The sequence below is a fragment of the Cognatishimia maritima genome (genome assembly GCF_900129685.1).
In the GTDB taxonomy this organism is placed as follows: domain Bacteria; phylum Pseudomonadota; class Alphaproteobacteria; order Rhodobacterales; family Rhodobacteraceae; genus Cognatishimia; species Cognatishimia maritima.
Map to the genome: position 1 here is coordinate 84088 of NZ_FQWM01000004.1, position 12584 is coordinate 96671.

The window sequence follows — 12584 nt, forward strand, 5'->3', positions numbered from 1 at the left end:
GTTCTACATGCGAGTCATGAGACGCTGGATACCCTTCATCAAAAATCCGCCCACCGTGGCCGTGCTGCGATTATCAGGCGTTATCGCCTCTGGATCGCGCGGCAGCCTGAACGATCAGGTCATGGCCCCATTGATCGAAAAAGCATTTCGACGCGGCAAACCCAGCGCCGTGGCTCTGGTCTTAAATTCGCCGGGCGGGTCCCCGGTGCAAAGCGCCCTTATTGGCGCGCGTATTCGGCGGTTGGCCGAAGAAACCGAGGTCCCGGTCTTTGCTTTTGTCGAGGATGTGGCAGCCTCTGGTGGCTATTGGCTGGCAGCGGCGGCAGATGAAGTTTATCTCGACGCTTCGTCGATTGTCGGCTCCATCGGCGTGATATCGGCAGGCTTTGGTGCGCATGATTTTCTGTCGCGCCATGGATTGGAACGCCGGGTCCACACCGCTGGCAAATCAAAATCCATGCTTGATCCGTTCCGTCCCGAAAAAACCGAGGATGTAGAACGGCTGAAACGCCTACTCGGTCAAATTCACGAGAATTTCATCAGCCACGTCAAAGCGCGTCGCGGTGATAAGCTTGTGGAAAGCGATGACCTCTTTACCGGCGAAATCTGGGTGGGTCAGGCTGCCGTCGAACAGGGGCTGGCCGATGGATTGGGTCATCTGGTGCCGACTTTGAAAGAGAGATTTGGCAAAGACGTTCGCTTCCGACGCTATGACATACGCCGTCCCGTCTGGCAGAGGTTCGGTGCGCAGGTTGCACAAGATGCCCTGTCTGGGATAGAGGAGCGCGCAGAATACGCGCGCTTTGGACTTTGACTTGCTGACAAAGATTGTCCTTCTGTTTCTGGTTGCGATGGCTGTCATGGCCATGTTCGGCAAGCTGACTTTGCCGGGGAAGAAACAGTTGGATGCACGCAGATGCCCCTCTTGCGGGCGCTTTAAACTTGGCAAGGGGCCCTGCTCCTGTCGCGGCAAAAAGGGCTAAGACGCGATGCTAGTATGGATTACAGCTGCCTTGGGGCTGATCATTCTGTTGCTGGCCGGTGATGCGCTTGTGCGGGGGGCTGTAAACCTCAGCCTGCGGGTCGGTATTCCCGCGATGATCGTCAGCTTGACCATCGTTGCCTTTGGGACATCTGCGCCTGAACTCCTGATTGCGATCAGCGCGATTGATGACGGCGCGCCCGGTATTGCGTTGGGCAACGTCATCGGCTCGAACACGGCCAATATTCTGCTGGTGTTGGGCTTGCCTGCCATATTATCGCGCCTGCACACCAGCACCTGCGACACGCGCAGAAACTACGTGTTCATGTTGGCAGCGACAGCCTTGTTTATCGTGCTTGCGTTGACCGGTATTTTCACATGGGTCAGCGGCTTGATCCTGCTCGCGGCGCTTGCCTTTGTCCTTGGGGATGCACTGCGTGCGACGCTGAAACACAGGAAAGACGGCAAGGTCGCCTGCGCAGATGGGGCTGACCTTGATGATCTTGAAGGCGCAGACCCTGAAATGCCTTGGTGGCGGATTGGCGTCTTTTTGGCGCTGGGACTGATCGGCCTACCTTTTGGAGCGGACCTCTTGGTGGACAGCGCGATTGATATTGCGCGGCGTTTTGACGTTGGAGAGGCGGTTATCGGGCTGACGCTGGTGGCAGTCGGTACAAGCTTGCCTGAGCTCGCGACGACTGTCATGGCAGCGCTCAGGCGACAAGCTGACGTTGCGCTTGGCAACGTGATCGGGTCCAACATGTTCAACCTGCTTGCGATCATTGGGATCGCCAGCTTCATCGGCCCGATTCCAGTCGACCCTGAATTTATCGAATTCGACCTGTGGGTTATGGCCGGCGCGAGCCTTTTGATCTTGCCGTTTGTTTGGTTCAAAGCGGACATCACACGTCGATGGGGTGTGCTGCTGACAGCATTATATGTGGTCTACATTTTGGCAGTTCTTGCTTGATAGGCAGCTTTTGTGGCTTGATTCTCGGGCGCGCAACCGGGTTTCGTTCCACCGCCAATAATAGGCAGCAGAGTTTACCCTTCGCCGATCGTCGTCTTAGTTGTGCACTGGTAACGTTGCTGTCACAGACTCGTTACAAAAACTGTAATGATATCAGTATTTTGCGGCAGGTATAAAAAGTTTTCGTTTGTTTTCAATGCCTTAATTATACGCCTAATTTTTAGGCAGTTCATAGTTGGAGTTTAAAAATAAGGGAAATTCTTGGCTCTCTGAAAGTTATCTGCAGAGTTATCCACAGATTCCGTGGACATGTTTTCTCTTGCGGAACGCCGCCCGAGATTGCAGGCAGGAAAAAGAATCATACGTGATAGCCCATGACTGACACAGACCCCGAATCGACCAAAGCACTGACAGGCCATGCCTGTATCGCCGCCTATCTGAAAACGCTGGATGGATCGCCGGGCGTTTACCGCATGTTGGATGCGCAGGCGCGGGTTCTTTATGTGGGCAAGGCACGCAACCTGCGCGCACGGGTATCGAACTATGCCCGTCCCGCAGGGCACACCGGGCGTATCGCCCGGATGATCAGCGAAACCTGCGCCATGATGTTTCTGACCACCAAGACAGAGACCGAAGCTTTGTTGCTGGAACAGAACCTGATCAAGCAGTTGAAGCCGAAGTACAACGTGCTGCTGCGGGATGATAAAAGCTTTCCCAATATTCTGGTCAGCAAGGCACACGAATTTCCGCAGATCAAAAAGCATCGCGGCGCTAAGAAAGAAAAGGGCAACTATTATGGTCCTTTCGCGAGTGCCGGGGCTGTGAACCGGACGCTGAACCAGCTGCAAAAGGTCTTTATGCTGCGCGATTGTTCAGATGCCATGTTTGAAAGCCGCACGCGCCCCTGTTTGCAATATCAGATCAAACGGTGCACGGCGCCCTGCGTTGGCAAAATCAGCGCGGAAGACTACGCAAGCTCAGTTGCGGATGCCGAACGCTATTTGCAGGGGCGGTCGACCGAAATACAAGAAAGCCTTGCCGCCCAAATGCAAACCGCCAGCGAGGCCATGGCGTTTGAACAGGCTGCAGTTCTGCGTGACCGCATTCGCGCTCTGACACAGGTCCAATCGGCGCAAGGCATTAACCCGCGCGGCGTGCGCGAAGCGGATGTGATCGCGCTGCATCTGGAGAACGGCCAAGCCTGCGTTCAAGTGTTTTTTATCCGCGCCAACCAGAACTGGGGCAACAAAGACTACTACCCACGTGTTGGCGCAGAGATCGAGGCAGCCGAAGTGCTTGAGGCCTTCATCGGCCAGTTCTACGCCACAAAAGAACCACCGCGTCAGTTGATCTTGTCGCATTCACTGGAAAACCCAGACCTGATGTCAGAGGCTCTGGCAGGGAAGTCGGGCCGCAAGGTTGAGATACGTGTACCTCAGCGCGGCGAGAAAGCAGAGTTGATCGCAGGGGCCGTGCGCAACGCGAAGGAGTCTTTGGCACGGAAGATGAGCGAAACCGCGACGCAGGCAAAGCTTTTGCGAGGCGTGGCGGAGGCATTTGACCTAGAGGCTCCGCCTCAACGGATCGAGGTTTACGACAACTCCCACATCCAAGGCACGAATGCTGTGGGCGGCATGATCGTCGCAGGGCCGGATGGCTTTATGAAAAACAGCTACCGTAAATTCAACATCAAGGGCGATGACCTCACCCCGGGCGATGACTTTGGCATGATGAAAGAAGTCCTGTCGCGCAGGTTCAAACGCCTGCTGAAAGAAGATCCGGATCGCTCCAAAGGGTTGTGGCCAGATCTGCTTCTGATCGACGGCGGGGCCGGGCAGGTCTCTGCCGTGGATGAGATCATGCAGGAATGGGGCGTCGCGGATATCCCGATGGTCGGGATTGCTAAGGGGGTGGACCGGGATCACGGCAAAGAAGAATTCCATCGCGTTGGTCAGCGGGCCTTTGCGTTGCGGCGCAATGATCCGGTTCTCTATTTCATCCAGCGCCTGCGCGATGAGGCGCACCGATTTGCCATCGGAACCCATCGCGCCAAACGCGCCAAAGCAGTCGGCGCGACGCCTTTGGACGATGTGCCCGGTGTCGGAGCAACTCGCAAACGCGCGTTGCTTGCCCATTTCGGAAGTGCCAAGGCGGTCAGCCGCGCGAACCTCGTCGATCTGAAAGCCGTCGAGGGAATCTCTGACGCATTAGCGGAAGTCATTTATGATTTTTTCCATGAGGGTCGCTAAATCTGTGCCTATACCAAAGGATAGCGTCCTATCCGCATTTTGCGAATCCTATCCCTCGCCGCGCGCGCGGTTCATTTTTTGACCAGATAGAATAATCGTAACGAAGCCAAATGGTTCGTAGGCGCACAAGGCATCAGACCAGAACGCATCCCGGTCAAAGTGCCGTCCCACGAGCGCCGTGAACCCTAGAAAGAATTTCGGGGATGAAATTGCTTCGTAAGATGACCCGGGCATACCCAATGCCCGGGTCATATTGCTTGTGCGATGGAAGGTGAACAACGTCGGGGCGCACCAAATTGCCCGCTTTCCTAACGCACCGAGTCAGGCTAGGAATGGCGCATGACTTGGACGATCCCAAACATTCTGACCGTATTGCGGCTGCTGGCCGCGCCGCTGATAGCGGTCATGTTCCTGACCTTACCGCGCCCCTTTGCAGATTTCTGCGCGCTTGGGCTTTTTGTCTTTGCGTCGGTGACCGACTACCTTGACGGTTACTTAGCGCGCAAATGGGGCCAGGTTAGTAAGCTGGGCACCATGCTTGATCCCATTGCCGATAAAGCGATGGTTGTGATCGCTTTGATGGTCATCGTTGGGTTTTCCTCGCTTTCGTTCGTGCTGATGCTGCCTGCGTCGATCATCCTGTTCCGAGAGGTCTTTGTGTCTGGTCTGCGCGAATTTTTGGGCGATACAGCGGGCACGCTGAAAGTTACCAAACTGGCGAAATGGAAAACTGCATCGCAGATGGTGGCCATTGCCGTTTTGCTGCTGCACGGCATCTTTGAACATTACTTTGGCATGTGGTCATGGGGCATGGACCCAGAGATGGTGGGGCAGGTGCTCAGTGGTGCGCTGCAGGATGAACTTGGTCTGCGCAATATGTACCACGGTGCCATTGTCACCAGCCAGGGTGGCTGGCTGTTGCTCTGGATCGCTGCGGTGCTAACCCTGATCACTGGGGTCGATTACTTCCGCAAAGCCACCCCCTTCCTGAGGGATTGATCCATGAATGTTGTCTATTTCGCATGGGTGCGAGAGCGGATCGGGCTTCCAAAAGAAAAGCTGTCGACAAACGCCAAGACCGTGATGGAACTGGTAGAAGAACTGCGCGCTCGGGAAGAACGGTATGCCGTGGCGTTTTCAGATCTAAGCGCTTTGCGTGTGGCCCTTGACCAAGAGCTTTCAGATTTTGACGCCTCCCTGAATGGGGTTACTGAGGTCGCCTTCTTCCCGCCGATGACCGGAGGCTGAGCATGCGCATTCAGGTACAAGACGCAGCTTTTGATCTGGGTGCCGAGACAGAGCGATTTGCCAAGGCACAAGACGCCGCTGGCGCAGTCGTGACCTTTACCGGTATCGTGCGTAACAATGCAGATGGCACGCTTAAGTGTATGCGGATCGAGCATTATCCGGGCATGACCGAAAAGGCATTGCAGAAAATCGCGGATCAGGCGCAGGAACGCTGGGACCTGACGGACCTGCTGATCATCCATCGGCACGGCGACATGGTGCCAGGTGAGATGATTATGATGGTCGCCACGGCGTCAAAGCATCGCCTGCATGCGTTTGAAGCAGCGGAATACCTGATGGACTACCTGAAATCACGCGCGCCGTTCTGGAAGAAAGAAATGACGGCAGATGGCGCAGAGTGGGTCGCTGCTAAGGACAGCGATGAGGACGCCTTGTCTCGCTGGTAAGGCTTAGCTCGCTTTATTCCCACGCGCGACATAGTCCCGCAATTCTTCCACTTCCTGACGGGCGTCCCGCAGCCCTTCCATCGCGGCGGCCAATTCGGCCTCGGTCTGGTTGATCTGGTTCGTCAGTTCCGCTTCGCGCTGTTGCAGATAGGTGATCGCTTGATCGCGCGTTTCCTCGGCTTCGTGCAGTTCCTGCGCCATGCGTTCCAGCTGATCGACATCAGCCTGCGCGACACGCGAAAAGCGGTGCACCAGCCAGTTCGCGAACCAGCCCATGCAAAAGGCAATGAACAGAACGATCGCTGTTGCGATGATAAATTCAGTTCTGGTCATCTGCGCCCGTCTCCTGCGTAGCGGATTCTTCGTCTAGGGCGCCTTCATCAACCGGATCGCCGCTGTTTTCAAGGGTTTCTTGACCCTCTGTCGCGGTATCCTCTGAGCCATCAAGGCTTACATCCTCGTCATCAACAGGTGCTTCCTCGTCTTGAGTGATCAAAACAAACTCGATCCGGCGGTTCGCTTCGCGGCCTTCTTCGGTGCCATTGTCCGCGATTGGGTTGGCTTCGCCAAAGCCCTTCGCAACAAAGCTGCCTGTTAGAATGCGCCGATCCCGCAGTGCCGCCAGCACCGATTGCGCGCGGTTCTGGCTGAGGGCAAGGTTCATGGATTCCCGGCCTTGGCTGTCGGTGTGACCCTGAATTTCCAACGGCAACTCGCCGCATTCCTCCAAGATGATCGCCATGGCGTCCAGAATTGGGGCCGCGTTTGCGTCCAATGTGCCAGACCCCGGTTCGAATGAAATTTTGACCGATGACTGCACGCGTTCAAGTTTGGCGATGCATTCCTCTGGCGTTGGGATAGAGGCCAGCGGGTCAAGCGTTTCCTCATAGGCCACATCAATCGAGAATTGCTGACCACCGCCAAGTCTGCCGGACAACACTTGGCTGATTTCGGCACTCGCAGATTGCGACCCTGTTTTGCCAGTGACGTCGACGTGATCCGGTGTCACGGTCACAGAGCCATTGTTCAGTTTTGACAGCGCATCAAGACCTGCCATGACGCGAATGGGCCAGCTTGCTGGCACATGTTCGGAAAGGCGCACCGCGTCATAGACGTTTTCGCTGCCAAAACGGGCCTGCGCATAGCTTTCGATGGTGGTTTGGCTAAGGCTATTGCCGAGTTTGCCACGCATTTGCATCAGCCCTTCAGGGCTAAGTGTTGCGATGAACTCCGCCTTTTCGACCTCTCCGTTTTCGTCCAAGACCGGAAGGGTCGCTTGCAGCGCGAATAGCTCTGGGAGGGCCTTTTCTGTTTTGGAAACGACCCGGTCAAACAGCGCTGAGTCGGTGCCAGCCGGCACAACAAGCGAGATATCGGCGTCGGTCAATGTCACCGACCCGCCGCCAAGTTCCTGCAGCGCATTCAGCGCCGCTACTGACGCTGCGGCCCATTGCGGCGACGGAACGCCGAGACCGATCCGGCAGTCCTGACCGTCTTTCAAGCCAATTTCAGCCGCAGCAGACAGGATTGTGTCTTTCGCTTCGTTCGTGTCCGCCGAACAGGCATCAAACCGCAATGTACCCTCGTCGAGGATTGCACGCAGCGTGAATGGCGTGATCACCGGGCGCGGTGCCGACAGATCCAATTTCAGGATCAGCCCAGTTGGCAATTCGCGGGAAAACTGACGTTCAAGTTTCAGCTTTTCTTCGATGCTGTCCGTCATCGCCGTGATGCTGACTTCGTTTGCCGCAACAGAGATTTTGGATCGCGGAAGGTCCTCAAGTGCGTCTAACGCAAAGCGCATGGCGGGGGACCACCCCGACGGGATTTTGTAGTCTGCGGTCTCCATCAAGTCAGATACTTGAGCATCACGCCCGGCCGTCTTTTGCAGGCGCGCGATTAAATCAGCCCGGTCACTGATCTCTGGGATCAACCCGATCAAAGAAATGCCCGCTTCGTTGCGTAGAATTTCCAAAGAGTAGGCGGGCGGTTCCAATGCAGCGATTGCTTCGACATTCATGTTGTCGATCACACGCGCGGCATCAACGATACCCCCAGCAGTCGACATCGCTAGGAACCGTTCTGCTTCGGTCGGGGCTGTGCCGGTTAGGAAAACGTTCAGCCCCTCGGCATAGGTTTCCGCCCAGACCAGCCCCTTCTCGGTCAATGCGGCCTGCACGCTTTCCTGCGTGGTTTCCTCGATCACGGTTGCGGTCATGCTTGCAGCGGCGAGGCTGGCAATCCCGGCCAGAGCAAAGGTTGAGGCCACGGTCAGGTTCAAAGGCAATCGCATCGGGTCATCTTTTTTGTCATGGTTGACAGTCTGATACGCAAGTCATCGCCTCATAGCAATCAGACGAACATGGCACCGGCGAAAAACAGCAAGGGGATCAGCCCCGCGTCGCGGTTGGAGCGGAAGAGTCGCACAAGCGTTTCGTCGCTTTCGGTGTCGAGGTTTTGTAGCTGCCAATGTAGGTGCCAGCCCATCGCCCAAACCCCAGCCAGCGCCAGTCCCATCGAGAATGGCGACCGATGAATGGTTGCGCTGATGACGGCAAAGGCCATCAAGCAAACGGTGGCGATCAGGAAAACCAGTAGCCATTTCGGCGTATTTTCGGCAAAGAGCCGTGCGGTGGATTTCACACCAATCAGCGCGTCATCTTCGGTGTCTTGATGCGCATAGATCGTATCATAAAAGAGTGTCCAAGTGATGCCCGCCAAGTATAGCCAGACAGCGGGCCAGCCCAAACTGCCGGTGTGGGCCGCCCAAGCAAAGAGTGCCCCCCAGTTGAAGGCGATGCCCAGAAAGACTTGTGGCCACCAAGTGAACCGTTTGGCGAAGGGATAGATCAAGACCGGCCCAAGCGCCGCTATCCCCAACACAATCGCGACCGGCGGAAAGGTTATAAGGATCACCAGTCCCAAAAGCGCCTGAACGCCCATCCAAACGACGGCCCCTTTCACACTGACTTGCCCGCTGGGAATGGGGCGCGACTTGGTGCGTTCGACCTGACCGTCAAAGTCGCGGTCCGTGATGTCATTCCAGGTACAGCCCGCCCCGCGCATCAGGAAAGACCCCAACCCGCAGCCGACCAAGATCCAAAGGTCAAACCAGGAGAGAGACCCATCAAATAGGATCGCCAGAAAAAGCCCCATGGCGCATGGCAGAAACAATAGCCACGTGCCAATCGGCCGGTCGGCTCGCGACAGCCGCAGGAAGGGGCGTGTCGCAGGCGGGGCCAATGTGTCGACCCAATTTCCCGAAACGGCATCAGAAACCTGTCCGCTTGGCTCTGGCTTTGTCGGGGTCGCGCCCATATGTAAGTCCCCATGAAGGATGCTAAAGTCAGACTGTATGTAGATCACCCCCTGGGGGAAGGGCAATCGGTTCCTCTGGAGCGCGATCAGGCGCACTATCTTTTTGGCGTGATGCGCTTAGGTGTGGGGTCCGCCGTATCGGTGTTTAACGGTCAAGACGGCGAATGGCGTGCCGAAGTTTCTCAGGCCGGTAAACGCGGCGGAGAACTGATGTGCATCGCGCAAACCAAACCACTGCAGATCCCGCCTGACCTTTGGTTACTCTTTGCGCCGATCAAAAAGGCGCGCACGGATTTTATCGTCGAGAAAGCAACAGAGATGGGGGCTGCCCGGATCATCCCGGTCCAAACTGATTTCACCAATTATGAGCGCATCCGGCAAGATCGCTTGCAAGCCCATGCGGTCGAAGCGGCAGAGCAGTGCGGCGGCACCTACGTGCCCGAGGTCACCGATTTGCAGAAGTTGGGCCGCCTGCTGGACGATTGGCCGTCCGACCGCAACCTGATGTTCTGCGACGAGGCTGAAGTTGGCAGCGCCAAGACCCTAGGTCAGGCGACAGGCGACAAGTGGGCCATTCTGATTGGTCCTGAAGGTGGGTTCTCACCCGCTGAAAGAGACCGCCTGAAAGCGCATTCACAAACCTATGTCGTGGCCCTTGGCCCGCGCATATTGCGGGCCGATACAGCGGCCGTCGCCGCGATGACCATTTGGCAACAGGCCCTTGGGGACTGGTAGAGGCGCAAAGACATGAGTTTTATCCGACCAGATGCCCAACGCATTCTTTTAAAATGGCGAGACGTCCTAGCCGGACTTGTCGTGATTGCCATTGGTCTCTGGTGGGCCAGTGGCAGTGGCATTCTGCAATGGGTCGGCGTCGCGGTGATTTTGGGCGGGGCCGTTTTGGCCTTTTCGGGATTTCAACGCGCACGTTTTCGCACCGATAAGGGCGGTCCGGGCGTGGTGACCGTCGACGAAGGAGAGATCAGCTACTTTGGCCCCTTGTCAGGCGGCATTGCACCCATCGACGATCTGGCACTGGTGATGCTTGATCCGCAACAGACGCCCCCGGTCTGGATTTTGCAGCAACCCCGGCAACGCGACATTGCGATACCTGTGAACGCCGAAGGTGTGGATCAACTGTTTGATGCCTTCGCAGCCTTGCCTGGCATCAGGACAGAATACATGCTGTCTGCCCTGAAAGCCGATGCCACTCAACCTGTCGTGATCTGGTCAAAACCTGTTGGCAGATTGCATTGACAGTTGGGGCGATTCCCGTCACGACAGAAAATTCAACGATCAGGTCGCACCGCGACGTCATTGGAGCCTAGGCCATGTCTATCCCTCAGTCCGGCGGCGGACCAATCGAAAATCATGCGCAACTTGCTGAATATCTAGAAGCAGGCTGCAAGCCGCGGGAAGACTGGCGGATCGGGACTGAGCATGAGAAATTCGGCTTTTGTCAGGACACGCTAAAACCGCTGCCCTATGAGGGCACGCGATCGATTCTGGCGGTTCTGGAAGGATTGCGCGACGGGCACGGCTGGGCGCCGGTTATGGAAGGTGACAAGCTAATCGGGCTGGAGAAAGACGGCGCGAACGTGTCTCTCGAACCCGGCGGGCAGCTCGAACTTTCGGGCGCGCCTTTGCAGTCGATCCACGAAACCTGCGACGAAGTGAACGCCCACCTGCGTGACGTGAAAGACATTGCCGACAAGATTGGCGTGAAATTCATCGGTCTTGGTGCGGCCCCGATCTGGCAGCACGAAGAGATGCCATTGATGCCCAAAGGCCGTTACAAGCTGATGGACGCCTACATGCAAAAGGTCGGCACAATGGGGCGCACGATGATGCGGCGCACCTGTACTGTGCAAGTGAACCTCGACTTCGGGTCAGAGGCTGACATGGTGCAAAAACTGCGTGTTGCATTGGCGCTGCAACCGGTTGCCACTGCGCTTTTTGCCAACTCGCCCTTCCTTGATGGCAAACCCAATGGCCACAAATCCTGGCGCTCCCGCGTGTGGCGCGATTTGGACGCGGACCGTACTGGTATGCTGCCGTTTGTCTTTGAAGAGGGCTTTGGCTTTGAACGCTGGGTCGACTACGCCTTGGATGTGCCAATGTATTTCGTCTATCGCGACGGAAAATATGTCGACGCACTCGGCCAGTCCTTCCGCGCCTTTATGAAAGGCGAACTGCCAGCTTTGCCGGGTGAGACCCCAACTTTGTCAGACTGGGCAGACCATCTGACAACTGTGTTCCCGGAAGCACGGATTAAGAAGTTCATGGAGATGCGCGGGGCAGACGGTGGTCCATGGCGTCGCCTGTGCGCGCTGCCTGCGTTCTGGACCGGGATCATGTACGACCAATCCTCACTTGATGCGGCATGGGACCTTGTCAAATCCTGGGACGCCGAGACACGCGAGGCGTTGCGCGTTGGGGCCAGCGTTGAGGCGCTGCAAGCCCAAGTTGGCGCGATCAAGATGCATGATCTTGCGCGCGAAGTTGTCGCGATCTCTGATGCCGGCTTGAAAGCCCGTGCAAAGCCCGGCGCAGGTGGGCTGATTGCGGACGAAACACACTTCTTGAACGCGCTGAAAGAAAGCCTAGAGAGCGGGAAGGTTCCGGCAGACGAATTGCTGGATCACTACCATGGCGACTGGAATGGCGATCTCACTCGGATCTACGACGAATTCAGCTACTGACCGAAACGTCAGGGGACCAGCAGAACAAAAAACGGCGGCTCCGACGGGGCCGCCGTTTCGGTTTTCATCAGGTCAGAAAATTATTGTGCTAGCAACACGGCTGGGTCGGCCTCTTCGATGTTTGTCCACTGCGCATCGGCTTTTTCGATGTAGCCCGGAATGTCGCCTTCCCAACGCTCTTGGATGTCTTGTGCGAGGTTCAGGTAAAGCTCGCCTTCAACGATTTTCCAAAGCTCTGGGTCGCCATCAAATTTAAAACCCATCGCCGCACCAAAAGCGCAGTAGCCGCCGTATTGGGGCAGGTAGGCTTCAGGGTTGGCTTCGAAAGTTGCTTTGTGCGCTTCAGATGCAAAGCGGTAAGTGGTGTCGTTGTAGACAGAGGTGATTTTGTAATCTCCCGGTGTCGCCTGACCTTCTGTGAAATAAGCCACCGGGTCATAGCCTTGTAGGGCCAGACCGGTGTTGGATGCGTTCACTTCAACGCCTGCTGCGAAAGCGGAGGCAGCAATTGAAGACGCAAGAACAACGCCCCCGATGAGGGATTTCAGAGATTTCATAATTTAACCTTTCGGAGTTTTGCGACCCGTTTGCCGTAATTGCAGCGGGGTCAAATTTCGGTGTCACAACGGTATTGCGTCGGACATCCCAAAGATCGCGATCCTCGCGATC

The 12584-nt window shown here is 56.4% G+C and carries 13 protein-coding genes; 9 read left to right on the plus strand and 4 right to left on the minus strand.

Translation table 11 applies throughout. From position 1 onward, the window contains the following. Nucleotides 1-16 precede the first annotated feature (16 nt). The 6 genes from BUA39_RS10270 (at nucleotide 17) to moaE (ending at nucleotide 5895) form a co-directional block, all read left to right on the plus strand. Nucleotides 17-814, plus strand: coding sequence for a S49 family peptidase (locus BUA39_RS10270; RefSeq protein WP_072793122.1), 798 nt, complete (start codon nucleotides 17-19; stop codon nucleotides 812-814). A gap of 175 nt (nucleotides 815-989) precedes the next feature. Further along, nucleotides 990-1952 (plus strand): calcium/sodium antiporter, encoded by a 963-nt coding sequence (locus tag BUA39_RS10280; RefSeq protein WP_072793124.1) that lies wholly within the window; start codon nucleotides 990-992, stop codon nucleotides 1950-1952. Between the two features lie 374 nt (nucleotides 1953-2326). Then, nucleotides 2327-4201, plus strand: a complete 1875-nt coding sequence (gene uvrC, locus BUA39_RS10285; RefSeq protein WP_072793125.1) for an excinuclease ABC subunit UvrC — start codon at nucleotides 2327-2329, stop codon at nucleotides 4199-4201. A 339-nt stretch (nucleotides 4202-4540) separates the two neighbouring features. Further along, a complete protein-coding gene (gene pgsA, locus BUA39_RS10295) occupies nucleotides 4541-5200 on the plus strand; it encodes a CDP-diacylglycerol--glycerol-3-phosphate 3-phosphatidyltransferase (protein WP_072793127.1) in 660 nt (219 codons plus the stop codon). A gap of 3 nt (nucleotides 5201-5203) precedes the next feature. Next, nucleotides 5204-5449 (plus strand): molybdopterin converting factor subunit 1, encoded by a 246-nt coding sequence (moaD, locus tag BUA39_RS10300; protein WP_072793128.1) that lies wholly within the window; start codon nucleotides 5204-5206, stop codon nucleotides 5447-5449. Nucleotides 5450-5451: 2 nt separating this feature from the next. After that, nucleotides 5452-5895, plus strand: coding sequence for a molybdopterin synthase catalytic subunit MoaE (moaE, locus tag BUA39_RS10305; RefSeq protein ID WP_072793129.1), 444 nt, complete (start codon nucleotides 5452-5454; stop codon nucleotides 5893-5895). A gap of 3 nt (nucleotides 5896-5898) precedes the next feature. Here moaE and BUA39_RS10310 read toward each other — a convergent pair whose 3' ends face one another. From BUA39_RS10310 to ubiA, 3 genes are read right to left on the minus strand one after another with little or no spacing between them, the layout of a single operon-like run. Continuing rightward, complete coding sequence (locus tag BUA39_RS10310) at nucleotides 5899-6228, minus strand: hypothetical protein (RefSeq protein ID WP_072793130.1); 330 nt, start codon at nucleotides 6226-6228, stop codon at nucleotides 5899-5901. Beyond that, a complete protein-coding gene (locus tag BUA39_RS10315; protein WP_072793131.1) occupies nucleotides 6215-8188 on the minus strand; it encodes an OmpA family protein in 1974 nt (657 codons plus the stop codon). Before BUA39_RS10315 ends, BUA39_RS10310 begins: the two co-directional genes overlap by 14 nt. Before the next feature lie 59 nt (nucleotides 8189-8247). Continuing rightward, complete coding sequence (gene ubiA, locus BUA39_RS10320) at nucleotides 8248-9213, minus strand: 4-hydroxybenzoate octaprenyltransferase (RefSeq protein WP_072793132.1); 966 nt, start codon at nucleotides 9211-9213, stop codon at nucleotides 8248-8250. A 12-nt stretch (nucleotides 9214-9225) separates the two neighbouring features. Here ubiA and BUA39_RS10325 point away from each other — a divergent pair, with 12 nt between their 5' ends. The 3 genes from BUA39_RS10325 (at nucleotide 9226) to BUA39_RS10335 (ending at nucleotide 11915) form a co-directional block, all read left to right on the plus strand. Next, nucleotides 9226-9948, plus strand: a complete 723-nt coding sequence (locus BUA39_RS10325) for a 16S rRNA (uracil(1498)-N(3))-methyltransferase (protein ID WP_072793133.1) — start codon at nucleotides 9226-9228, stop codon at nucleotides 9946-9948. 12 nt (nucleotides 9949-9960) lie between these two features. Continuing rightward, nucleotides 9961-10470, plus strand: coding sequence for a hypothetical protein (locus tag BUA39_RS10330; RefSeq protein ID WP_072793134.1), 510 nt, complete (start codon nucleotides 9961-9963; stop codon nucleotides 10468-10470). A gap of 74 nt (nucleotides 10471-10544) precedes the next feature. After that, complete coding sequence (locus BUA39_RS10335; protein ID WP_072793135.1) at nucleotides 10545-11915, plus strand: glutamate--cysteine ligase; 1371 nt, start codon at nucleotides 10545-10547, stop codon at nucleotides 11913-11915. A gap of 80 nt (nucleotides 11916-11995) precedes the next feature. Here BUA39_RS10335 and BUA39_RS10340 read toward each other — a convergent pair whose 3' ends face one another. Continuing rightward, nucleotides 11996-12472 carry a YHS domain-containing (seleno)protein gene (locus BUA39_RS10340; protein ID WP_072793136.1) on the minus strand — a complete coding sequence of 159 codons (477 nt, stop codon included), beginning with the start codon at nucleotides 12470-12472 and terminating at the stop codon, nucleotides 11996-11998. Nucleotides 12473-12584 lie beyond the last annotated feature (112 nt).

Coding starts and splice junctions, on each gene's coding strand:
- BUA39_RS10310 (WP_072793130.1), bottom strand. CDS start 6,228: ATGACCAGAACTGAATTTATCATCGCAACAGCGATCGTTCTGTTCATT.
- pgsA (WP_072793127.1), top strand. CDS start 4,541: ATGACTTGGACGATCCCAAACATTCTGACCGTATTGCGGCTGCTGGCC.
- BUA39_RS10315 (WP_072793131.1), bottom strand. CDS start 8,188: ATGCGATTGCCTTTGAACCTGACCGTGGCCTCAACCTTTGCTCTGGCC.
- BUA39_RS10270 (WP_072793122.1), top strand. CDS start 17: ATGAGACGCTGGATACCCTTCATCAAAAATCCGCCCACCGTGGCCGTG.
- ubiA (WP_072793132.1), bottom strand. CDS start 9,213: ATGGGCGCGACCCCGACAAAGCCAGAGCCAAGCGGACAGGTTTCTGAT.
- uvrC (WP_072793125.1), top strand. CDS start 2,327: ATGACTGACACAGACCCCGAATCGACCAAAGCACTGACAGGCCATGCC.
- BUA39_RS10330 (WP_072793134.1), top strand. CDS start 9,961: ATGAGTTTTATCCGACCAGATGCCCAACGCATTCTTTTAAAATGGCGA.
- moaE (WP_072793129.1), top strand. CDS start 5,452: ATGCGCATTCAGGTACAAGACGCAGCTTTTGATCTGGGTGCCGAGACA.
- BUA39_RS10335 (WP_072793135.1), top strand. CDS start 10,545: ATGTCTATCCCTCAGTCCGGCGGCGGACCAATCGAAAATCATGCGCAA.
- BUA39_RS10340 (WP_072793136.1), bottom strand. CDS start 12,472: ATGAAATCTCTGAAATCCCTCATCGGGGGCGTTGTTCTTGCGTCTTCA.
- BUA39_RS10325 (WP_072793133.1), top strand. CDS start 9,226: ATGAAGGATGCTAAAGTCAGACTGTATGTAGATCACCCCCTGGGGGAA.
- BUA39_RS10280 (WP_072793124.1), top strand. CDS start 990: ATGCTAGTATGGATTACAGCTGCCTTGGGGCTGATCATTCTGTTGCTG.
- moaD (WP_072793128.1), top strand. CDS start 5,204: ATGAATGTTGTCTATTTCGCATGGGTGCGAGAGCGGATCGGGCTTCCA.